Genomic DNA, 23,116 nt, shown 5'->3' with positions numbered 1-23,116 from the left:
TTTGGTGTTGTCTGATCTTTATAAGGCACAGCACGGCGGCGCGTCTGGCGCCGGCGCATGTTCGCAATTTTATTGCAAAGCGGGAAAAAATTTTCGCCATTCTACGAAATATTATTTCAACAACTGTATATTGTAGGCAAAATATTTCAACATTAAGCGAATGGCAAAAAGAAAGCGGCCCGCTTGGGGCCGCTTTGGGGTGCAACGTGGCGAATTGCGCCATCGCGCCGCTTAGTCGAGGTATTCGTAACCCGGCAGGGTCAGGAATTCGACGAAGTCGTCCGAGGTGGTCAACAGGTTGAACATCTTGGCGGCGTCTTCGTACTGCTGGCTCCACTTCGCGCCGTACTCGGCTCGCAGCTTGGCCACTTCGTCGGCCGCGAGTTCGGCGAACAGCTCGTGGGTGACCTTGCGGCCGTCTTCCAGCACGCCTTTCGGGCTGCGGATCCATTGCCAGATCTGCGCGCGCGAGATTTCGGCGGTGGCCGCGTCTTCCATCAGGTTGTGGATCGGCACCGCACCGGAGCCGGAAATCCACGCGCCCAGGTACTGGATGCCCACGTTGATGTTCATGCGCAGGCCGTGCTCGGTGATCGGGGTCTCCGGCTGGAAGTCCAACAGATCGGTTGAGCTGACGTTGACGTCGTCGCGCTGCTTGTCGATCTGGTTCGGCTTGTCGCCGAGTACCGCGTCCCACGCGGCCAGCGCCACCGGCACCAGGCCCGGGTGTGCGACCCAGCCGCCGTCATAGCCGTCGGCCGCGTCGCGGTCCTTGTCGGCGCGCACGCCGGCCAGCGCCTGCTCGTTGGCCGCTTCGTCGTTCTTGATCGGGATCAGCGCGCTCATGCCGCCGATCGCCGGCGCTTGGCGCTTGTGGCAGGTCTTGAGCAGCAGGAGCGCGTAGGCGCGCATGAACGGCACGGACATGGTGATCTGGGCGCGATCGGCCAGGCAGAAGTCCTTGTTGGTCTTGAACTTCTTGATGCAGCTGAAGATGTAGTCCCAACGGCCGGCGTTCAGGCCTGCCGAGTGTTCGCGCAGTTCGTACAGGATCTCGTCCATCTCGAAGGCGGCGAGGATGGTCTCGATCAGTACGGTGCCCTTGATGGTGCCGCGGGCGATGCCCAGCTCGTCCTGCGCGAAGCAGAAGATGTCGTTCCAGAGCCGCGCCTCGAGGTGCGACTCCATCTTCGGCAGGTAGTAGTAGGTGGCGCTGCCGTTGGCGACCAGGTGCTTGATGTTATGGAAGAACGACAGCGCGAAGTCGAAGATGGCGCCGGAGACGATGTCGCCGTCGATCGTCACGTGCTTTTCCATCAGGTGCCAGCCGCGCGGGCGCACCAGCAGCGTGGCGATCTGGTCGTTCAGCTTGTATTCCTTGCCCTGAGGCGAGGTGAAGCTGATGGTCTTGCGGTAGGCGTCGCGGACGTTGATCTGGCCCTGGATCTGGTTTTCCCAGCTCGGACAGTTGGCGTCTTCGAAGTCGGTCATGAAGATCTTGGCGCCGGAGTTGAGCGCGTTGATCATCATCTTGCGTTCTACCGGGCCGGTGATCTCGGCGCGACGGTCGAGCAGATCCTTCGGCAGCGGGGCGATGCTCCAGTTGCCGTTGCGAATGTCCGCCGTTTCCGGCAGGAAGCCCGGCAGCTTGCCGCTGTCAAGGGCTTTTTGCCGAACGATGCGCGCCTGCAACAATTCGCGGCGGCGCGGCTCGAACTTTCGGTGCAACTTGGAAACGAATTCCATTGCCTCGGGGGTCAAGATCTCGGCAAATTCCGGCGTGATCGAGCCCTCGATCTCAATACCGGCAGGGTAGGTTGGTCGAGTCATCATGCGTTTTCCTGGATTAATGCGCGGGCGGTTGTCCGCCTCTTTCTCAATGGTTGGCAGATAAGCAATGCGAACGCCGCAACGCTCGGTAAAACAATACCTTACGTCGCGGCGTGGCCTGCACTGGGCAGGCAGTGCTCAGTGGAACTGGGCTTCTTCTGTGGAACCCTTCAGTGCCGTGGTGGACGATTGTCCGCCCTGGATGGTCTGGGTGACGGCGTCGAAATAGCCGGTACCCACTTCACGCTGGTGCTTTACCGCAGTGAAACCGCGTTCCGCAGCGGTGAATTCTTTTTGCTGCAGTTCCACAAACGCTGTCATGTTCTCACGAGCGTAGCCGTAAGCCAAGTCGAACATCGAGTAGTTGAGGCTATGGAAACCGGCCAGCGTGATGAACTGGAAGCGGTAACCCATCGCACCCAGTTCGCGCTGGAACTTGGCGATGGTGGCATCGTCGAGGTTCTTCTTCCAGTTGAACGACGGCGAGCAGTTGTACGCCAGCATCTTGCCCGGAAACTCGGCGTGGATCGCCTCGGCGAACTGGCGGGCGTACTCCAGGTCCGGCGTGCCGGTTTCACACCAGATCAGATCGGCGTACGGGGCGTAGGCGAGGCCGCGGGCGATCGCCTGCTCGACGCCCGGTTTCACGCGGTAGAAGCCTTCGATGGTGCGCTCGCCGGTGCAGAACGGAAGGTCGCGCTCGTCGACGTCGCTGGTCAGCAGGTCGGCTGCCTCGGCGTCGGTGCGGGCGATGATCACCGTCGGTACGCCCATGATGTCGGCAGCCAGGCGTGCCGCGGAGAGTTTTTCCACTGCCTCGCGGGTCGGCACCAGCACCTTGCCGCCCATGTGACCGCATTTCTTCACCGAGGCGAGCTGGTCTTCGAAGTGTACGCCGGCGGCGCCCGCTTCGATCATCGCCTTCATCAGTTCGTGCGCGTTCAGCACGCCGCCGAAACCGGCTTCGGCGTCGGCCACGATCGGCAGGAAGTAGTCGATGAAGTTGGCATCGCCCTCGTCCACGCCTTCCGAGTGCTGGATCTGGTCAGCGCGCTGGAAGGTATTGTTGATGCGCTCGACCACCGACGGCACCGAGTTGGCCGGATAGAGCGACTGATCCGGGTACATCTGGCCGGCGATGTTGGCGTCGGCGGCCACCTGCCAGCCGGACAGGTACACCGCCTTCAGGCCGGCCTTGGCCTGCTGCATCGCCTGGGCGCCGGTCAATGCGCCGAGCGCATTGATGAACGGACTGGTGGTGATGTGCTGCCAGAGCTTGTCGGCGCCGCGGCGGGCCAGGGTGTAGTCGATCTGCAGGGAGCCGCGCAGGCGCTCCACGTCAGCGGCCGTGTAGGTGCGGGTGATCTCCTTCCAGCGCGGGTTGGTGTCCCAGTCGTGCTGGATGGCGGCAATACGCTGTTCGCGAGTGGTCATGGTGTTTTCCCTCTACTTGGTAGGTTTCCTCGGTGCCGGCGGTCAGGCCGGCGCTGCCTTCTGCTTTGTGGCCCGCTGTCGGGCTTATCCGCTAGTCAAACCGGCAATGTGTCGCCAGTATGACGGTGGTGCCTTGTTTGCAGTGCGTCAATCCGGCGCCGGTTTCCGTGCTGTTGTGTTTCCATTAAATCACAAAAAAACCGGCGGTGAAGCGCTAAATTCACCGAGAAATCACGGTGTTTCGCAAGATGACAGCGCTGTTTGAAAATGAACAACTTTGGCTTTCATCCTTGCTGCGGATGCGAACAAAAAAGTGTCACAATGAAAAAGTGTCGACACTTTGGGTTGAATAAGGCTGTGGTGTGATGGCGACGCTGCACCGGGCATGACCGTTAGTCGGGGGTAGGGTTGGGTTGGGCGATGAAGAATCTCGTGCAGAAGATATGGCCGAGATGTGCGCTACACATGGTAGGAAATACCAAGAATAGAAAAGAAATTGTTTCCAAATTTCAATAAATTACTGGCAATTTCTTTGTCATAGCTTGATTTGTCGGGATTTTCAGCAGAAACAATGGTCTGGCTGTGTGTGATTGATTTTATTGTGAATCGTAAAAATGGAATTGACATCCACCATGTGGAATTGCCAGTATGGCGGCAGTTTAAGAGACAGATAAGCATTCTTTAAAGCTGGGGCACATCGGCTAAGAGTGAGGAGAAGCTAGATGAATCAGTTGCACTATTCGGTGGAGGATCGCGCGCCTGCGTTGACCACCGTCCTACTTGCCGCGCAGCACCTGTTGGCCGCCTTGGGCGGCATCATTGCCGTGCCCTTGGTGATTGGCGGTGCTCTCAAACTGCCGGCCGACCAGGTCGTGGCCCTAGTTAACGCTGCCCTGCTCGGTTCGGGCATCGTCTCGGTCATCCAGTGCAAGGGCGTGGGGCCGGTCGGCATCCGACTGCCCTGTGTGATGGGCACCAGCTTTGCCTTTGTCGGCGCGGCGATTAGTGTCGGCGTCGAACACGGCGTGCCCGGCATTCTCGGTTCCTCGCTGGTCGGCTCGCTGGTGATGATCATTGGCAGCTACTTCATGCCGACCATTCGCAAGCTGTTTCCGCATGCCGTCACCGGTGTGGTGGTGGCGATGATCGGCTTGTCGCTGGTGCCGGTGGCGATCGATTGGGCCGCCGGTGGTGCTCACAGCGCCAACTACGGCGCGCCGGCCAATCTGGGTATCTCGCTGTTCGTGCTGGTGCTGGTGATCGGCCTGGTGCAGTGGGGTAAGGGTCTCATCTCGGCGGCGGCGATCGTGATCGGCATGTTCGTCGGCTATCTGGTCTGCCTGGCGCTGGGCATGATCGACTTCTCGCAGGTGCGCCACGCCGCGGTGTTCGCGGTGCCGCAGCCGATGCACTTCGGGCTGAGCTTCCCGATCTCGGGCATCGTCGCGATGTCGATCGCTTACCTGGTGACCATCGTCGAGACCACCGGCACCTTCATGGCGCTCGGCTCGGCGACCCAGACCGAGGTGTCTGGCAAGTGCCTGTCGCGTGGCATCTTGTGCGATGGTGTCGGCTCGGCCTTTGCCGCACTGATGTCGAGCCCGCCGGTGTCCACCTTTGCCCAGAACGTCGGCGTGGTATCGCTTACCGGGGTAGCCAGCCGCCATGTGGTGGCGTTTACCGGTGTGATGCTGTTCCTGGCCGGCCTGTTCCCGGTGCTGGGGGCGCTGGTGGTGACGGTGCCGAAGCCGGTGCTGGGCGGGGCGGGGCTGATGATGTTCGCGATGATCATTTCGGCTGGCATCCAGATGCTAGGCAAGGTCGAACACAGCAAGCGCAACGGCTTGATCATCGCGGTGGCGATCGGCTGTGGCCTGGCCGTGACGGCGCGTCCGGAGTTGCTCTCCAAGCTGCCGGCCTTCGTGAAGGAAGTGTTCGGCTCCGGGATCACCGTTGGCGCCCTGGTAGCGGTGCTGCTCAACCTGGTGCTGCCGGGGCGTCCGGTCGAGACCGAGCATGAGGAAGAGCAGCAGGCCCGCTACATTGAAGAGATTGCCAGCGAGGTCGCCTGAATCGACTGATGTATGAGCGGATCAAAGCGGCCCACCCTTGAGGTGGGCCGTTTGCATTTGCTGTTGCGACGGTTGTCGCGAATAAAGTTGGAATTCATTTCCAATAATTAATTGTTAGACAATTGAAATGGCTTTTTACCGAGACAAATTCGGCTTGTTATCAGGTAATAGCCGGTTTTGCTTGGGAAAAATTCTTGCCAGTGAAATTAAGCAAAAAATGGAATTGACATCCATTATCTAGAATTGACATGATTGCCGCGCAGAATATTTAAGAACAAGACTCTTAGGCTGGCGCTAGTCGGTCGTGCCCACTTCGATTGAGGAGAAACAGGATGGAACAGTTGCTGTACAACGTGGAGGACCGGCCGCCGCTGGCGACGTCGCTCTTGCTGGCCGCCCAACACCTGCTGGCAGCACTGGGCGGCATCATCGCCGTGCCGCTGGTGGTGGGCGGCGTACTGAAGCTGCCGACAGACCAGGTGGTGGCGCTGGTCAACGCGGCGCTGCTGGTGTCGGGGGTGGTGACGATCATCCAGTGCAAGAGTGTCGGCCCGATCGGCATCAAGCTGCCCTGTGTGATGGGCACCAGCTTCACCTTCGTCGCCGCCGCCATCGCGATCGGCTTCGAGCATGGCGTGGCGGGGATTCTCGGCTCGTCGCTGGTCGGCTCCTTCGTGATGATCGTCGGCAGCTTCTTCATGCCGCAGATCCGCAAGCTGTTTCCGCCGGTGGTCACGGGCACGGTGGTGACGATGATCGGCCTGTCGCTGATCCCGGTGGCGATCGACTGGTTCGCCGGCGGCCAGGTCGGCTCGGCGCACTATGCCGATCCGGCCAACCTGGGCATCGCGCTGTTCGTGCTGGCGCTGGTCATCGGCCTGGTGCAGTGGGGTAAGGGCATCATCTCGGCGGCGGCGATCGTGATCGGCATGTTCGTCGGCTACCTGATCTGCCTGGCGCTGGGCCTGGTCGACTTCTCGGCGGTGAAGAACGCGCAGGCGTTCGCGGTGCCGCAGCCACTGCATTACGGCATGACCTTCCCGATCTCGGGCATCATCGGCATGTCGATCGCGTACCTGGTGACCATCGTCGAGTCGACCGGCAACTTCCTGGCGCTGGGCCGCGACGCAGACGCCGATGACCGGCAAGAAGATCGCCAGCGGCATCCTCTGTGACGGCGTGGGGTCGGCGCTGGCGGCGCTGATGTCGACCACCCCGTTCTCGTCGTTCGCGCAGAACATCGGCGTGGTGTCGCTGACAGGCGTGGCCAGCCGTCACGTGGTGACGATGACCGGCGGCCTGCTGGTGCTGGCCGGGCTGTTCCCGGTGCTGGGCGCGCTGATCGTGACCATTCCGCTGCCGGTACTCGGCGACGCCGGACTGATGATGTTCGCGATGATCATCGCCGCCGGCATCCAGATGCTCGGCCGGGTCGAGCACAACAAGCGCAACGGCCTGATCATCGCGGTGGCGATCGGCTGCGGCGTGGCGGTGACGGTGCGCCCGGAGCTGCTGACCAAGCTGCCGGCGTTCGTCAAGGAGATCTTCGGCTCGGGCATCACCGTCGGTTCGCTGGTGGCGCTGTTGCTGAACCTGGTGCTGCCGGGTCGGCCGACCGAGATCGTCGACGCCCACGAGGGCGAGTTCATCGGGGAGACCGCCCGCGAAGCGGTGTGAATGACTTCTTCATATAAATGAGTCAAATGGCTCCCGATGGTGATCGGGGGCCTTTTTTTTATGGTTGTCCGGGGCGCTCCGACAGAAAACGAGGCGATCGGCAGCGATCGCTCTTGAATTGCCGGTTAAAGACCCTACCTTTGTTTCGGTCTTTACCATTGTCGGATTCAGTTAAGGGATCGTCATGCAGGAAAACCAGAACAGCAAGAATGAGTCGGTGGATGCAGCGGACATCGCCGTCGACAAGTTGGCCGAAGCGGCCGGGGTCGAGCCGACCGGTGACGCGGCCCGCATCGCCGAGCTGGAAAAGGAAGTGGCCGAACTGAAGGACAACTTCCTGCGCGCTCGCGCCGACGCCGACAACCTGCGCCGCCGTGCCGCCGAAGACGTGCACAACGCCCGCAAGTTTGCGATCAACAAGTTTGCCGGCGAACTGCTCGGGGTGAAGGACAGCTTGGAGATGGCGCTGGCCGACCAGAGCGGCCAGTTCGACGCGCTGAAGTTCGGCGTCGACCTGACGCTGAAGCAGCTGGCCGCCGCCTTCGACAAGGCCCACATCAGCGAAGTGAACCCGGTCGGCGAGAAGCTCGACCCGCACAAGCACCAGGCGATCAGCGCCGAAGAGTCGGACGCCGAGCCGAACACGGTGATCCGGGTGATGCAGAAGGGCTATACGGTGGCCGACCGCGTGCTGCGCCCGGCGATGGTGGTGGTAGCCAAGGCAAAGGCTTAAATCCCCTCTTGAAAACGTGGCGACCGGCCACGATGTAGCAAAACATGACAGACGATGCCGCCCGGCAAGAGCGGCACAAGATCGAGATACAAGGAATAAAGGAAGACAGAATATGGGCAAAATTATCGGTATTGACCTGGGCACCACCAACTCCTGCCTGTCCGTGATCGAAAACGGCCAGCCGAAGGTGATCGAGAACGCCGAAGGCGCGCGCACCACCCCGTCGATCATCGCCTACATGGACGACGGCGAGATCCTGGTCGGCGCCCCGGCCAAGCGCCAGGCGGTCACCAACCCGAAGCACACCCTGTACGCGGTGAAGCGCCTGATCGGCCGCCGCTTCGAAGACAAGGAAGTGCAGAAGGACATCGACCTGATGCCGTTCGAGATCACCAAGGCCAAGAACGGCGACGCCTGGGTGAAGGTGAACGACCAGGAACTGGCGCCGCCGCAGATCTCGGCCGAAGTGCTGCGCAAGATGAAGAAAGCCGCCGAAGACTACCTCGGCGAAGAAGTGACCGAGGCGGTGATCACCGTGCCGGCCTACTTCAACGACAGCCAGCGTCAGGCCACCAAGGACGCCGGCCGCATCGCCGGCCTGGAAGTGAAGCGCATCATCAACGAACCGACCGCCGCGGCGCTGGCGTTCGGCATGGATAAGCACGACAAGGGCGATTACAAGATCGCCGTGTACGACCTGGGCGGCGGTACCTTCGACATCTCGATCATCGAGATCGCCGACGTCGACGGCGACAAGCAGTTCGAAGTGCTCGCCACCAACGGCGACACCTTCCTCGGCGGCGAAGACTTCGACCAGCGCCTGATCGACTACATCGTCACCGAGTTCAAGCGCGAACAGGGCATCGACCTGAAGAACGACGTGATGGCGCTGCAACGCCTGAAGGAAGCGGCCGAGAAGGCCAAGATCGAGCTGTCGTCCGCGACCCAGACCGAGGTGACCCTGCCGTACATCACCATGGACGCGAGCGGTCCGAAGCACCTGGCGATGAAGATCACCCGTGCCAAGTTCGAGTCGCTGGTCGACGAGCTGGTGCAGCGCACCATCGAGCCGTGCCGCGTGGCGCTGAAGGACGCTGGCGTGTCGATCAACGACATTCACGACGTGATCCTGGTCGGCGGTCAGACCCGCATGCCGATGGTGATCGAGAAGGTGAAGGAATTCTTCGGCAAGGAAGCGCGCCGCGACGTGAACCCGGACGAAGCGGTCGCCGTCGGCGCCGCGATCCAGGGTTCGGTGCTGGCCGGTGACCGTACCGACGTGCTGCTGCTCGACGTGACCCCGCTGTCGCTCGGCATCGAGACGATGGGCGGCATCCTGACCAAGCTGATCCAGAAGAACACCACGATCCCGACCAAGGCGCAGCAGACCTTCTCGACCGCCGAAGACAACCAGAACGCGGTGACCATCCACGTGCTGCAGGGCGAGCGCGAGCGCGCGTCGGCCAACAAGTCGCTCGGTCAGTTCAACCTGGCGGACATCCCGCCGGCACCGCGCGGCATGCCGCAGATCGAAGTGACCTTCGACATCGACGCCAACGGCATCCTGCACGTATCGGCCAAGGACAAGGGCACCGGCAAGCAGGCCAACATCACCATCCAGGCGTCGTCGGGTCTGTCCGAAGCCGAGATCGAGCGGATGGTCCAGGACGCCGAGGCCAACGCCGAGGAAGACAAGAAGCTGGCTGAGCTGGTGCAAGCGAAGAACCAGGCCGAAGGCCTGATCCACTCGGTGAAGAAGTCGCTGACCGAATACGGCGACAAGATCGGTGCCGACGACAAGGCCAAGATCGAAGCCGCGCTGAAGGACGCCGAAGAGGTGGTCAAGGGCGAGGACAAGGAAGCGATCGACGCCAAGGTGCAGGCGCTGATGGAAGCGTCGCACAAGCTGGCTGAGCAGATGTACGCGCAGCAGCCGGAAGGCGAAGCAGCTGCGGCCGACGCCAAGAAGGACGACGGCAACGTGGTCGACGCCGAGTTCGAAGAAGTGAAGGACAAGAAGTAAGCGTTGTTGTCCTGAGGGGCACAGGGACAGGCTGGGGCAACCCCGCCGGCCTCTGTGCCTTTGCTGTTTCGGAATTCCTGTTTTCGGCCAACCTGTGCAGTGGGCCACCAAGGTAAGACACCATGTCCAAACGTGACTATTACGACGCGCTCGGCGTCAATCGCGATGCGTCCGACGACGACATCAAGAAGGCGTACCGCAAGCTGGCGATGAAGTACCACCCGGACCGCAATCCGGACAGCAAGGAATCCGAGGACAAGTTCAAGGAAATCAAGGAGGCGTACGAGATCCTGTCCGAGTCGGACAAGCGCGCCGCCTACGACCAGTTCGGCCACGCCGGTGTCGACCCGAATATGGGCGCCGGCGGCGGCTTCCGCGGCGGCCCGGGCGGCTTCGGCGACTTCGCCGACGCGTTCGGCGACATCTTCGGCGACATCTTCGGCGGCCGTGCCGGCGGCGGCGGGCGCTCCAACGTCTACCGCGGCGCCGACCTGCGCTACAACATGGAGATCACGCTCGAAGAGGCGGCCAAGGGCTGCGAGCGGCAGATCCGCATTCCGACCCATGACGAGTGCGATGTCTGCCACGGCACTGGCGCCAAGCCGGGCACCAGTCCGAAGACCTGCTCGACCTGCGGCGGCCACGGCCAGGTGCGCGTGTCGCAGGGCTTCTTCTCGATCCAGCAGACCTGTCCGACCTGCCACGGCAGCGGCAAGCAGATCACCGACCCGTGCAGCAAGTGCCACGGTGCCGGCCAGGTCAAGACGCACAAGACGCTGAACGTGAAGATCCCGGCCGGCGTCGACGAGGGCGACCGCATCCGCCTGGCGGGTGAGGGCGAGCCGGGCAGCAACGGCGGCCCGACCGGCGACCTGTACGTGGTCGCGCACATCAAGGCGCACCCGGTGTTTCAGCGCGACGGCATGGACCTGCACTGCGAGATGCCGATCACCTTTGCCACCGCGGCGCTGGGCGGCGAGATCGAGATCCCGACGCTCGACGGCATGGCCAAGATGAAGATCCCGGCCGAGACCCAGTCGGGCAAGGTGTTCCGGCTGCGCGGCAAGGGCGTCAAGGCGGTGCGTGGCAACGACTACGGCGACCTGATGTGCCACGTGGTGGTGGAAACCCCGGTGAAGTTGACCGACCGCCAGAAGGAATTGCTGCGCGAGTTCGAAACGGTGGGCGAGGGCGACAAGGCCACCCACAACCCGCGCGCCAAGTCGTTCATGGACAAGCTGCGCGAGTTCTTCGACTGAGCCGCGTCCGCGAGTAATCACAAACGGCAGCCCGCGGGCTGCCGTTTTTTGTGCGCGTTCGTTACCGCACGCTCGGCCGTGGCCGGGATCGCAATGCTCTTCGCCGGAATGGTTATGCGCTCTCCTATATTTCTTAGTGAAGAAGCTAACGGTTCCCGTTTTTATAACTGCCGGCAATTTGTCGACTCCTGGCCGCTATCTGGCCGTTTGGCCCCGGGCCGGCCCGGTTTTGCCGCTGCCGGCGCCGAGGAGTAGACTGCCGCTTTTCCTGAAGGACCGCTCCGATGCTGCATTCGATCTGGTTCTGGGTCGTGATCATCGCCACGCCGCTCGTCACCATGGTCGGCACATTGGCTCGGCTGGCCAAGCGCGAGCCGCCGCTGAAGCTGCCCGACGGCGTCTCGCCCGGCAGCTATCGCCGCTTCGACGACGATCCGCCGGAAGACGACGAGCCACCGCGCCAGTCCTGAATCTCTTTTTTCGCGGTTCACTCACTCTTTAGTGAACCGCGCCGCAGGACAATGGTCTGTAGAAGCACCGATTTTTAATAACGGGAGTGATCATGATTTTTGCCAACCGCTACGCCTCGTCGACCCGGATGCGCCGGATGCGCCGCGACGAGTTCTCGCGCCGGCTGATGCGCGAAAACGTGCTGACCAGCAACGACCTGATCTATCCGGTGTTCGTGCTCGACGGCGACAAGCGCGAGCAGCCGGTGCCGTCGATGCCGGGCGTGGCGCGCCAGAGCCTCGACAAGCTGCTCTACACCGCCGAGGAAGCGGTGAAGCTCGGCATCCCGATGCTGGCGCTGTTCCCGGTGATCGAGTCGGGCAAGACCGAGTTGGCCGAAGAAGCGTACAACCCGGACGGCCTGGTGCCACGGGTGATCCGCGAACTGAAGCAGCGCTTCCCGGAGCTCGGCATCATGACCGACGTGGCGCTCGACCCGTACACCATCCACGGCCAGGACGGCTTGCTCGACGCGTCCGGCTATGTGATCAACGACGAGACCGTCGACGTGCTGGTGCGCCAGGCGCTCTGTCACGCCGAGGCCGGCGCCGAGGTGGTGGCACCGAGCGACATGATGGACGGCCGCATCGGCGCGATCCGCGAATCGCTGGAAGAGGCCGGGCTGATCCACACCCGCATCATGGCGTACTCGGCCAAATACGCCTCGGCGTTCTACGGCCCGTTCCGCGACGCGGTAGGCAGCTCGGCCAACCTCGGCAAGGCCGACAAGAACACCTACCAGATGGACCCGGCCAACAGCGACGAAGCGCTGCAGGAAATCGCGCTCGATCTCGCCGAAGGCGCCGACATGGTGATGGTCAAGCCGGGCATGCCATATCTGGACGTGATCCGCCGCGTGAAGGACGAATTCAAGGTGCCGACCTTCGCCTACCAGGTGTCCGGCGAATACGCGATGCTGAAGGCGGCGTTCGCCAACGGTTGGCTGAACGAAGAGGCCTGCATGCTCGAAGCCTTGGTCGCGTTCAAGCGCGCCGGCGCCGACGGCGTTCTGACCTATTTCGCGCTCGACGCGGCGCGCGCGTTGCAGCGCTGAGCCGTAACCGATTTAGTCAAAACCACCCCGCTTGCCCATGCCGGCGGGGTTTTTGTTGCGGTGCAGCGGCGACGGTCCGGCTAAAGTGGCCGGCTTTGGCTAAAATCGACGCTGACAGGGGCTGCCGGCCGTCTGTTCGGCCAACCTTGTAGTGGTGCCGGGCAGGATCCTCGCACGCTCTCGTTTCTGAACGCCGCCGTCCGGCCACCCCGACGGCGGTGCACTCGCTTGTGTAACCGACACGTACAGAGTCATTCATGAACCACACCTATCTTGCCCACCTGGAAGCGACGCTCAACGAGATTCGCTCCGACGGCTTCGAGAAGCCGGAACGCGTCATCGCCACCCCGCAGCGCGCCGACATCACCCTTGCCGACGGCGCGCCGGTGCTGAACTTCTGCGCCAACAACTACCTGGGGCTCGCCGACGACGCGCGGCTGATCGCCGCCGCCAAGCAGGGCCTCGACGAGTACGGTTACGGCTGCGCCTCGGTGCGCTTCATCTGCGGCACCCAGCGCGTGCACAAGGAGCTGGAGGCGGCGCTGTCGCGCTTTCTCGGCACCGACGACACCATCCTCTATTCGAGCTGCTTCGACGCCAACGGCGGCGTGTTCGAGACGCTGCTGACCGAAGCCGACGCGGTGATCTCGGACGAGCTGAACCACGCGTCGATCATCGACGGCGTGCGGCTGTGCAAGGCCAAGCGCTTCCGCTACAAGAACAACGACATGGCCGACCTCGAGGCGCAGCTCAAGGCGGCCGAGGCGGCCGGTGCGCGCTTCAAGCTGGTGGTGACCGACGGCGTGTTCTCGATGGACGGCATCATCGCCAACCTGAAGGGCATCTGCGATATCGCCGAGCGCCACGACGCGCTGGTGATGGTCGACGACTCGCACGCGGTCGGCTTCATCGGTGACACCGGTGCCGGCACGCCGGAATACTGTGGTGTGTCCGACCGGGTCGACATCTACACCGGCACGCTCGGCAAGGCGCTCGGCGGCGCGTCGGGCGGTTACGTGTCGGCGCACAAGCCTATCGTCGAGCTGCTGCGCCAGCGTTCGCGCCCTTATCTGTTCTCGAACAGCCTGGCGCCGGCGCTGACTGCGGCCAGCCTGAAGGTGCTCGAGATCCTGGCATCCGACGAGGGCCGCCGGCTGCGCAATCACCTGAAGACCAACGCCGAACTGTTCCGCAATGAGATGGCCGAGGCCGGCTTCGAGCTGGTGCCGGGCGAACACCCGATCATCCCGGTGATGCTCGGCGACGCGCGCCTGGCCGGCGAGATGGCCGCCGAGCTGCTCAAGGAAGGCGTGTACGTGATCGGCTTCTCCTACCCGGTGGTGCCGAAGGGCCGTGCGCGCATTCGCACCCAGATGTCGGCCGGCCACAGCACCGAGCAGGTGCAGCAGGCGGTGGCGGCGTTCATCAAGGTGGGGCGTAAGCTCGGCGTGATCCCGGCCTGAGAAACCAGTCCTTAAAGTTACTGCGCGGGCGTGATCTCGGGTTGGGCGGTCGGCGTGCGAATCTATCGCTGGGCGTATCGCAGATACGCACGCAGAGATTCGCCCAGCGATCGGGAATCCTCATGTACTTAAGTACATTCCGGTTCCTGCGCTCCATCCGCCCCTCGCTGACGCCCGCTCGCTACACTTTAAGGACTGGTTCTGAGCCGGTCGAATTGAAGGTATTCCGTTGGCCGGGGCGATCCTTCGGCCAACCCTAAGATAGAGGCAGCTTCATGAAAGCACTGGCAAAACTCGAACGGGCCAAGGGTCTAACGATGACCGACGTGGCCAAGCCGGAAATCGGCCACAACGACTTGCTGATCAAGATCAGCAAGACCGCGATCTGCGGCACCGACATCCACATCTGGAACTGGGACGACTGGGCGCAGAAAACTATCCCGGTGCCGATGCACGTCGGTCACGAGTACGTCGGCGTAGTCGCCGGCATCGGCTCGGAGGTGCAGGGCTTCAAGCTGGGCCAGCGCGTCTCCGGCGAAGGCCACATCACCTGCGGCCACTGCCGCAACTGCCGCGCCGGCCGCCGCCACCTGTGCCGCAACACCGTCGGCGTCGGCGTCAATCGCCCCGGCGCGTTCGCCGAATACCTGGTGATCCCGGCGTTCAACGCCTTCCCGATTCCGGACGACATCTCCGACGACCTGGCGTCGATCTTCGACCCGTTCGGCAACGCGGTGCACACCGCGTTGAGCTTCAACCTGGTCGGTGAAGACGTGCTGATCACCGGCGCCGGCCCGATCGGCATCATGGCGGTGGCGATCGCGCGCCACGTCGGCGCGCGCCACGTGGTGATCACCGACGTGAACGACTACCGGCTCGGCCTGGCCGAGCAGCTGGGCGCGACCCGCGCGGTCAACGTCGCCAAGCAGGACCTGAAGGCGGTGATGGCCGAGCTGAACATGCACGAGGGCTTCGACGTCGGTCTGGAGATGTCTGGCAACCCGCAGGCGTTCCGCCAGCTGCTCGATGTGATGAACCACGGCGGCAAGGTCGCGCTGCTCGGCATCCCGCCGGCCGACACCGCGATCGACTGGAACCAGGTGATCTTCAAGGGCCTGGAGATCAAGGGCATCTACGGCCGCGAGATGTTCGAGACCTGGTACAAGATGGTGGCGCTGTTGCAGTCGGGCCTCGATATCGGCGCTATCATCACCCACCACTACAAGGTCGACGACTTCGAGGCCGGCTTCGCGGCGATGCTGTCGGGGCAGAGCGGCAAGGTGATTCTCGACTGGCAGTGAGCGTTGCCGGCCGGCAATGCCGTATGCTAACGCTTGGCCGAACGGGCCGGTTCCCTCTGGGGGCCGGCCCGTTTTGCTCGTCCGGGCTATATCTCGCACACCCTGGTTCGGCCCGCGACCTCGCCGCGGGACGGACGCAACAGACTCGCTCCGCATCGGCCATCCTCAGGTAATCTGAACGCAGCCTGCTTGCTGCGTGCCGCGATAACGGCGCGGACCGGGCCGGGAAGCGTTGCCCGCGCCGCCTAATCGCGGCGACCGGCCGACTGCTTGCTTTCCCGCGTCGGTAAAGGCAAGTAAAATCGATCCAATTTTGTCCATTACTCATTCACGTGACATGCTGACTTTTCAGGAAATCATCCTCACGCTGCAGAACTACTGGAATCGCCAGGGTTGCGCCTTGCTGCAGCCCTACGATACCGAAGTCGGTGCCGGCACCTCGCACACAGCGACCTTCCTGCGCGCGCTCGGCCCGGAGCCGTGGAACGCCGCCTACGTGCAGCCGTCGCGCCGGCCGAAGGACGGCCGCTACGGCGAGAACCCGAACCGACTGTTCCAGCATCACCAGTTCCAGGTGGTGCTGAAGCCGTCGCCGCCGAATATCCAGGATCTGTACCTCGGCTCGCTGAAGGAGCTGGGCCTCGACCCGACCGTGCATGACATCCGTTTCGTCGAGGACGACTGGGAAAACCCGACGCTCGGCGCCTGGGGCCTCGGTTGGGAGGTGTGGCTGAACGGCATGGAGGTGACCCAGTTCACCTACTTCCAGCAGGTCGGCGGTCTCGACTGCAAGCCGGTGCTCGGCGAGATCACCTACGGTCTCGAGCGTCTGGCGATGTATTTGCAGAACATCGAAAACGTCTACGAGCTGGTGTGGACCTACCTGCCGGACGGCACGCCGGTCACCTACGGCAATGTGTTCTTCCAGAACGAGGTCGAGCAGTCGAAGTACGCGTTCGAGCACAGCAACGTCGAGCTGCTGTTCCGCCAGTTCAACGATTACGAGGCGGAAGCCCGTCGCCTGCTGGACGCCGGTCTGCCGCTGCCGGGCTACGAGATGATCCTCAAGGCCGGCCACACCTTCAACCTGCTCGATGCGCGCGGTTCGATCTCGGTGACCGAGCGCGCCACCTACATCGGCCGCATCCGCAACCTGGCACGCGGTGTGGCGCAGGCCTACTACGATTCGCGCGAAGCCCTCGGCTTCCCGATGCTCAAACGCGACTGACCCGAGCCGCGCCGTCGGCCTTTGGCCTGCGGCGCATTCGTGCGACCGAACAGAACAGACACCATGAACGCAACCCTGCTGATTGAACTTTTAACCGAGGAACTGCCGCCGAAGGCGCTGCCGAAGCTCGCGGCCAGTTTCGCCGACACGATTAGCGACGAGCTGAAGAAACTGCAGTTCGCCGCCGCCGACGCCGTCATCCACGTGTTCGCCACCCCGCGCCGCCTGGCGGTGCAGATCCCGGGCGTGCTCGCGCTGCAGCCGGACCAGCACATCGTCAAGAAGGGCCCGTCGCTCGCCGCCGGCATGAAGGACGGCGTGCCGACCAAGGCGCTGGAAGGCTTCGCCCGCTCCTGCGGCATCGCGGTGAGCGAGCTGACCGTCTCCAACGACGGCAAGCAGGACGTCTACGCTTACGAGTCGACCAAGGCCGGTGAGGCGCTGTCCGCGGTGCTGTCCGGCATCGTCGCGACCGCGCTGAAGAAGCTGCCGGCGCCGAAGCTGATGCGCTGGGGCGACCTCGACTACCAGTTCGTCCGCCCGGTGCACGGCCTGGTGATGCTGCACGGCAGCGAGCTGATCGACGGTGAGGTGCTGGGCCTGACTAGCGGCAACGCCACCCGCGGTCACCGCTTCCTGTCGCTGGACGAGGTGGTATTCGGCGACGCCGACCAGTACCCGACCGCGCTGTTCGAGCAGGGCTACGTGGTGGCGAGCTTCGACGCGCGCCGCAGCCTGATCCGCCGTCGCCTCGACGACCACGCCGCCAAGCTCGGCGCGACCATCGCCGCCGACGACGCACTGCTCGACGAGGTAACCGGCCTGGTCGAATGGCCGGTGGTGCTGGAGGCGAACTTCGACTCCGAATTCCTGCGCGTGCCGCAGGAGTGCCTGATCCTGACCATGCAGCAGAACCAGAAGTACTTCCCGCTGCTCGACGGCAACGGCAAGCTGATGAACCGTTTCCTCCTGGTGTCCAACCTGGAGGCGAGCGACACGTCGAACATCGTCCACGGCAACGAGCGCGTGCTGCGCGCCCGCCTGTCCGACGCCAAGTTCTTCTTCGAGCAGGACCAGAAGCAGCGCCTCGACACGCGGCTGTCGCGCCTGGCGCATGTGGTCTACCACAACAAGATCGGCACCGTGCTCGAACGCGTCGAGCGTCTGCAGGCGATCGCCGGCGGCATCGCCGCGCAGATGGGCGCCGACCAGGCGTTGGCCGAATGCGCCGCGTATCTGGCCAAGGCGGATCTCGTCACCGACATGGTCGGCGAGTTCCCGGAGCTGCAGGGCGTGATGGGCATGTACTACGCGCTGCACGACGGCCAACACCCGGACGTGGCCGCCGCAATCGAGGGTCACTACCACCCGCGCTTCGCCGGCGACACGCTGCCGCAGGGCCCGATCGCCACCGCGGTGGCGCTGGCCGACAAGCTGGAAACGCTGGTCGGCATCTGGGGCATCGGCCTGATCCCGACCGGCGACAAGGACCCGTTCGCGCTGCGCCGCGCCGCGCTCGGCGTGCTGCGCATGGTGCTGGAAACTCCGCTCGAGCTGAAGGCGCTGCTGACGCTGGTCGCCGGCGTGTTCCCGGCCGGCAAGCTGTCGGCCACTGTGGTCGACGAGGTGTACGGCTTCATGCTCGACCGGCTGAAGAACTACCTCGCCGGCGAATTCCAGGGCGACGAGATCGATGCGGTGCTGGCGCAGGCGCCGAACCGCCTCGACGAGGTGCGCGCCGTGTTGGCCGCGGTGGCCGAGTTCAAGCGCCTGCCGGAAGCGGCGACGCTGGCGGCCGCCAACAAGCGGGTGAAGAACATCCTGAAAAAGACCGAGGGCGAGGTCGGTGCGGTCAAGTTGGCGCTGTTCGCCGAGGACGCCGAGAAGGCGCTGTACGACGCGGTCGAAGCGCTGGCGCCGCAGGTCGAGGCCAAGTTCGCCGCGCACGACTTCACCGCCGCGTTGTCGCTGTTGGCGGGCCTGAAGGCGCCGGTCGACGCGTTCTTCGACTCTGTGATGGTGATGGTCGACGACGAAGCCGTGCGTGCCAACCGCATCGCGCTGCTGGCGCGCCTGTCGGCGCTGTTCAACCGCGTGGCCGACATTTCCTTGCTGGCCGAGTAAGGTCGCCGCAAGCGGGCGCACGACTCCCGAGCCGGAGCGTGCGCCTTTCGTGTTTCTCGGGGGGAAGCTGTGAGACTGGTGATTCTGGACCGCGACGGCGTGATCAATCACGACCGCGACGATTTTGTGAAAAGCCCGGCCGAATGGGTGCCGATCGACAAGAGCCTGGAGGCGATCGCCAACTTCACCCAGGCCGGCTGGCGCGTGGTGGTGGCGACCAACCAATCGGGGATCGGCCGCAAGCTCTATACCGTGCAGGCGCTCAACGCGATGCACGAGAAGATGCACCGGCTGGTCAACCAAGCCGGCGGCCGCATCGACGCGGTGCTGTTCTGCCCGCACACCGCCAACGACAATTGCGACTGTCGCAAACCGAAGCCCGGCATGATTCTGGAGATCGCCCAGCGCTTCAACGCCGACACCGACGGCCTGCCGCTGATCGGCGACAGCCTGCGCGACCTGCAGGCGATCGCCGCGGTCGGCGGCCAACCGCTGTTGGTGAAGACCGGCAAGGGCGCGAAGACACTGGCCGCCGGCGGCCTGCCCGACGGCACGCTGGTGTTCGACGACCTGTACGCCGCCGCCGACTATCTGATCGACACGGCCCACTGAACTGGAGACGCCGGCCGGCGGCGACGTCGGCCGAAACCCGAAAATGTCCATTCTGATTCGCAACCTGATTTACTGGCTGGTGCTGATCGTCATCACGCCGCTGTTCTTTCTTGCCCTGTTCATCGCCGCACCGTTGCCGCGCCGTACCCGTCACGTGGTCGGCCAGAGCTGGGCCCGCCTCTTGACCTGGACGCTGGTGCACGTGGTCGGCCTGAAGTACCGGGTGATCGGCCGCGAGAACATCATCGACAGCCCCGGCATCATCTGCTCGAAGCACCAGTCCGGTTGGGAGACGCTGGCGCTGCAGGCGATCTTCCCGGCGCAGATCTACGTCGCCAAGCGCGAACTGCTGTGGATTCCGTTCTTCGGTTGGGGGCTGGCGCTGATGAACCCGATCGCGATCAACCGTTCCGACCGCAGCCGCGCCAACGACCGGCTGCTGGAGCAGGGCCGTGAGCGGCTGCGCCACGGTTTCTGGATCACCGTGTTCCCGGAAGGCACCCGGATCAAGCCGGGCAGCCGCGGCAAGTACAAGCTCGGCGCAGCACGGATGGCCAAGACGCTGGAGATCCCGCTGGTGCCGGTGGCGCATAACGCCGGCGAATTCTGGCCACGCAACGCCTTCATCAAGCAGCCGGGCGAGATCACCGTGGTGATCGGCACGCCGATCTACCCGGGCGAGCGCGGCCCCGAGGCAACGATGAAAGAAGCCGAGGAGTGGATCGAAGCGCGCCAGCGCGAGATCGGCGGCGTCGGCCCGTTTGCCAACCCGGACGAGCGTGCCCGACGTCTTGCATCTCACTCTGCCTGAGGGCAGGGTGCCGGTTCGCGTGTCGCGCAAGGCGCGCACGCGCATCTCGCTGCGCATCGCCGACGGCGAGGTGCGGCTGGCGGCGCCGCCCGGCGTGCCGCTGGCCGAACTGCAGCGCATCCTGGAACTTCGCCGCGACTGGATTGCCTTGCATTGGCGGGCCGCGCCGCGCGCGACCGACAGCGTGCCGGCGACCATCAACCTGTTCGGCCAAGCGCTGACGCCGCAGCCGGTCGACGGCCGGCGGCGCAGCGTGCGGCGCGATGGCGATAGCCTATTGATCGCCGGCGCGGCCGAGCCGGCCGAACAGCGCACTGCGCTGGCCCAGTGGCTGGCACGCGAGGCGGCGCTGTATCTGCCGGCGCGCACCGCGGCGCTGGCGCGCCACACCGGCCTGCTGCCGCGCGAGGTGAAGCTCGCCAACGCGCGCGGCCGCTGGGGCAGCTGCACCAGCGCCGGTGTGGTGCGGCTCAACTGGCGGCTGATCCAGGCGCCGCCTGCTGTGATCGATTACGTGATCGTCCACGAGCTGTCGCATCTTCAACACATGAACCATTCCGCCGCGTTCTGGGCGCTGGTCGGGCGCCATTGCCCCGCTTGGCAGGCCCGGCGCGACTGGCTCAAACAGCATTCGGCCGAGCTGTTCCGAATCGGCTGAACCCTGCCGCTGCCGCGTCGGTTGGCGGCGGTCGTTGGCAAGACAAGGAGAATCACCATGCGTCTGTTGCATACCATGCTGCGGGTCGGCAATCTCGAGCGTTCCTTGGCGTTTTACCAGGATGTGCTCGGCATGAAGCTGCTGCGCAGAACCGACTACCCGGAGGGCCGCTTCACGCTGGTGTTCGTTGGCTACGGCGACGAGAAGGACACCGCGGTGCTCGAGCTGACCCACAACTGGGATACCGAGTCGTACGAGCTCGGCAACGCCTACGGCCACATCGCGGTCGAGGTCGACGACGCTGCCGCCGCCTGTGACGCGGCGCGCGCCAAGGGTGGCAAGGTGGTGCGCGAGGCCGGCCCGATGAAGCACGGCACCACCGTGATCGCCTTCATCGAGGACCCGGACGGCTACAAGATCGAGTTCATCCAGAAGCGCAGCCGCTAAGCGGTGTGAGAACCAGCCCTCAAAGTGTAGCGAGCGGGTGTCAGCTCGGGGCGGACGGAGCGCAGGAACCGGAATGTACTGGAGTACATGAGGATTCCTGATCGCTGGGCGAATCAATAGATTCGCACGCCGACCGTCCAACCCGAGATCACGTCCGCGCAGTAACTTTGAGGACTGGTTCAGAGAGCCGGTGACGCGGGGGCGTCGCCAGCTGCAGTAGCACGACAGTTGGCGAAACCACAAAGCCCCCGTCCGAGGGGCGTGCTAGTGTCGACTGCCGTGTTTTGTACGGGTGCCGGCGGCAGCTGCCGGACCCGTCCTTGGGGCGGTCTGTCCGTCCTTTTTTGCAATCGGGCCTTGCCCGCTGGGGTCGCTTCGCCGAACACGACTGGACAGCGACGGAACGTTTAACGCGCACCGCCCGTCCTGGTTGACCGAACGGCCCGTTCCCCGAGACAGGAGAAACAATGAAAAAAACCATCCTGAGGACCCTATTGCCGCTGCTGTTGCTGGCGCCCGGGCTTGCCCAGGCGGCCGACCTCGACGGCGCCACGCTGAGCCTCGCCTGGGCGATCCCGTTCGCCGGCATCCTGCTGTCGATCGCGCTGTTCCCGATCTTTGCGCCGGGCTTCTGGCACCACCACTTCGGCAAGATCACCGCGCTGTGGACCGTGCTGTTCCTGGTGCCGTTCGCGTTTGCGTTCGGCGGCCACACCACTCTCGCGCTCTTGGTGCACGCATTGCTGACCGAGTACATCCCGTTCATCGTGCTGCTATTCTCGCTCTACACGGTGTCGGGCGGCATCCTGGTGTGGGGCAATCTGCACGGCTCGGCCAAGCTCAACACCGGCATCCTGGCGATCGGCACCGTGCTCGCGTCGCTGATGGGCACCACCGGCGCGGCGATGCTCTTGATCCGTCCGCTGCTGAAGGCCAACGACAACCGCAAGCACAATGTGCACGTGGTGGTGTTCTTCATCTTCCTGGTCGCCAACGTCGGCGGCGGCCTGACCCCGCTCGGCGACCCGCCGCTGTTCCTCGGCTTTTTGATGGGCGTCGATTTCTTCTGGACGATGAAGTTCATGGCGCTGCCGGTGCTGCTGTTGTCGCTGGCCTTGCTGGCGATCTTCTACGTCGTGGACAGCTACTACTTCAAGAAGGAAGGCGTCGAGCCGCGCGACCCGAGCCACGATACGCCGATCAAGCTGTACGGCACCTTCAACTTCGTGCTCTTGGCCGGCGTGATCGGCGCGGTGCTGCTGTCGGGCTTCTGGAAGCCGGGCGTCAGCTTCGACATCGTCGGCACCCATCTCGAGCTGCAGAACCTGGTGCGCGACCTGTTGCTGCTGGTGCTGGCGTTCGCCTCGCTGGCGCTGACGCCGAAGCAGGTCCGCGCCGGCAACGAGTTCAACTGGGACCCGATCCTGGAGGTGGGCAAGCTGTTCGCCGGCATCTTCATCACCATCGCGCCGGCGATCGCGATCCTGCGCGCCGGCAGCGACGGCCAGCTCGCCGCGCTGGTCGGCATGGTGTCGGGCGAGGACGGCATGCCGATCAATGCGATGTACTTCTGGATGACCGGCATCCTGTCGAGCTTCCTCGACAACGCGCCGACCTATCTGGTGTTCTTCAACCTGGCCGCCGGCGACGCCACGACATTGATGACCCAGCTGCCGCAGACGCTGCTGGCGATCTCGATGGGCGCGGTGTTCATGGGCGCGATGACCTATATCGGCAACGCGCCGAACTTCATGGTCAAGGCGATCGCCGAGCAGCGCGGCATTGCGATGCCGAGCTTCTTCGGCTTCCTCGCCTGGTCGTGCGCGTTCCTGCTGCCGCTGTTCGCGCTTTTGACGGTGCTGTTCTTTCGCGTCTGATAC

The 23,116-nt window shown here is 63.9% G+C and carries 18 protein-coding genes, 2 other RNA genes and 1 pseudogene; 18 read left to right on the top strand and 3 right to left on the bottom strand.

The features are described 5' to 3' along the window. Positions 1-231 precede the first annotated feature (231 nt). A complete protein-coding gene (gene aceB, locus ACZ2IA_RS04145) occupies positions 232-1,833 on the bottom strand; it encodes a malate synthase A (RefSeq protein WP_470291306.1) in 1,602 nt (533 codons plus the stop codon). Between the two features lie 135 nt (positions 1,834-1,968). Next, the gene (gene aceA, locus ACZ2IA_RS04140; RefSeq protein ID WP_470291305.1) at positions 1,969-3,264 is read right to left on the bottom strand and encodes an isocitrate lyase; all 1,296 of its coding nucleotides are present in this window, start codon (positions 3,262-3,264) and stop codon (positions 1,969-1,971) included. Between aceA and ACZ2IA_RS04135 the strand changes: the two genes are divergently transcribed. From ACZ2IA_RS04135 to gloA, 17 genes and pseudogenes are all read left to right on the top strand, one after another. After that, on the top strand, positions 3,263-3,529 hold the full coding sequence (locus ACZ2IA_RS04135; protein ID WP_470291304.1) for a hypothetical protein: 267 nt from the start codon (positions 3,263-3,265) through the stop codon (positions 3,527-3,529). The genes aceA and ACZ2IA_RS04135 overlap by 2 nt on opposite strands. Before the next feature lie 457 nt (positions 3,530-3,986). Then, the gene (locus ACZ2IA_RS04130; protein ID WP_470291303.1) at positions 3,987-5,336 is read left to right on the top strand and encodes a nucleobase:cation symporter-2 family protein; all 1,350 of its coding nucleotides are present in this window, start codon (positions 3,987-3,989) and stop codon (positions 5,334-5,336) included. Between the two features lie 332 nt (positions 5,337-5,668). Then, positions 5,669-7,013 (top strand): annotated as a pseudogene (locus ACZ2IA_RS04125) (nucleobase:cation symporter-2 family protein). A 184-nt stretch (positions 7,014-7,197) separates the two neighbouring features. Then, complete coding sequence (gene grpE / locus ACZ2IA_RS04120) at positions 7,198-7,746, top strand: nucleotide exchange factor GrpE (protein WP_470291302.1); 549 nt, start codon at positions 7,198-7,200, stop codon at positions 7,744-7,746. 112 nt (positions 7,747-7,858) lie between these two features. Then, a complete protein-coding gene (gene dnaK, locus ACZ2IA_RS04115) occupies positions 7,859-9,769 on the top strand; it encodes a molecular chaperone DnaK (protein WP_470291301.1) in 1,911 nt (636 codons plus the stop codon). Between the two features lie 122 nt (positions 9,770-9,891). Continuing rightward, positions 9,892-11,028, top strand: a complete 1,137-nt coding sequence (gene dnaJ / locus ACZ2IA_RS04110; protein ID WP_470291300.1) for a molecular chaperone DnaJ — start codon at positions 9,892-9,894, stop codon at positions 11,026-11,028. 284 nt (positions 11,029-11,312) lie between these two features. Continuing rightward, positions 11,313-11,498, top strand: coding sequence for a hypothetical protein (locus ACZ2IA_RS04105; RefSeq protein ID WP_470291299.1), 186 nt, complete (start codon positions 11,313-11,315; stop codon positions 11,496-11,498). Between the two features lie 92 nt (positions 11,499-11,590). Further along, complete coding sequence (gene hemB / locus ACZ2IA_RS04100) at positions 11,591-12,592, top strand: porphobilinogen synthase (RefSeq protein WP_470291298.1); 1,002 nt, start codon at positions 11,591-11,593, stop codon at positions 12,590-12,592. A 257-nt stretch (positions 12,593-12,849) separates the two neighbouring features. Further along, positions 12,850-14,055 (top strand): glycine C-acetyltransferase, encoded by a 1,206-nt coding sequence (locus tag ACZ2IA_RS04095; protein WP_470291297.1) that lies wholly within the window; start codon positions 12,850-12,852, stop codon positions 14,053-14,055. A 122-nt stretch (positions 14,056-14,177) separates the two neighbouring features. After that, a non-coding RNA gene (locus ACZ2IA_RS04090) (sX9 sRNA) lies at positions 14,178-14,263 on the top strand. 67 nt (positions 14,264-14,330) lie between these two features. Then, positions 14,331-15,356: an L-threonine 3-dehydrogenase gene (tdh, locus tag ACZ2IA_RS04085; RefSeq protein WP_470291296.1), complete on the top strand. Its 1,026-nt coding sequence runs from the start codon at positions 14,331-14,333 to the stop codon at positions 15,354-15,356. Between the two features lie 337 nt (positions 15,357-15,693). Further along, positions 15,694-16,584, top strand: a complete 891-nt coding sequence (gene glyQ, locus ACZ2IA_RS04080; protein ID WP_470291295.1) for a glycine--tRNA ligase subunit alpha — start codon at positions 15,694-15,696, stop codon at positions 16,582-16,584. 63 nt (positions 16,585-16,647) lie between these two features. Next, positions 16,648-18,708, top strand: coding sequence for a glycine--tRNA ligase subunit beta (gene glyS, locus ACZ2IA_RS04075; RefSeq protein ID WP_470291294.1), 2,061 nt, complete (start codon positions 16,648-16,650; stop codon positions 18,706-18,708). 69 nt (positions 18,709-18,777) lie between these two features. Beyond that, positions 18,778-19,320 carry a D-glycero-beta-D-manno-heptose 1,7-bisphosphate 7-phosphatase gene (gene gmhB / locus ACZ2IA_RS04070; RefSeq protein WP_470291293.1) on the top strand — a complete coding sequence of 181 codons (543 nt, stop codon included), beginning with the start codon at positions 18,778-18,780 and terminating at the stop codon, positions 19,318-19,320. A gap of 43 nt (positions 19,321-19,363) precedes the next feature. Next, positions 19,364-20,131, top strand: coding sequence for a lysophospholipid acyltransferase family protein (locus tag ACZ2IA_RS04065; protein WP_470291292.1), 768 nt, complete (start codon positions 19,364-19,366; stop codon positions 20,129-20,131). Positions 20,132-20,138: 7 nt separating this feature from the next. Next, the gene (locus ACZ2IA_RS04060; protein WP_470291291.1) at positions 20,139-20,789 is read left to right on the top strand and encodes a M48 family metallopeptidase; all 651 of its coding nucleotides are present in this window, start codon (positions 20,139-20,141) and stop codon (positions 20,787-20,789) included. A 57-nt stretch (positions 20,790-20,846) separates the two neighbouring features. Further along, entirely contained in the window at positions 20,847-21,236 is a 390-nt protein-coding gene (gene gloA, locus ACZ2IA_RS04055) for a lactoylglutathione lyase (RefSeq protein ID WP_470291290.1), read from the top strand. A 14-nt stretch (positions 21,237-21,250) separates the two neighbouring features. On the opposite strand, the gene ACZ2IA_RS04050 is transcribed toward gloA, so the two are convergent. Next, a non-coding RNA gene (locus ACZ2IA_RS04050) (sX9 sRNA) lies at positions 21,251-21,325 on the bottom strand. 378 nt (positions 21,326-21,703) lie between these two features. Here ACZ2IA_RS04050 and ACZ2IA_RS04045 point away from each other — a divergent pair. Then, positions 21,704-23,113: a sodium:proton antiporter gene (locus ACZ2IA_RS04045; protein ID WP_470291289.1), complete on the top strand. Its 1,410-nt coding sequence runs from the start codon at positions 21,704-21,706 to the stop codon at positions 23,111-23,113. Positions 23,114-23,116: the final 3 nt, after the last annotated feature.

The sequence above is a fragment of the Crenobacter sp. CS_VA4 genome, assembly GCF_055597485.1.
Note: the sequence above shows the minus strand (reverse complement) of the source record. Positions and strands in the feature narration are given on the sequence as shown.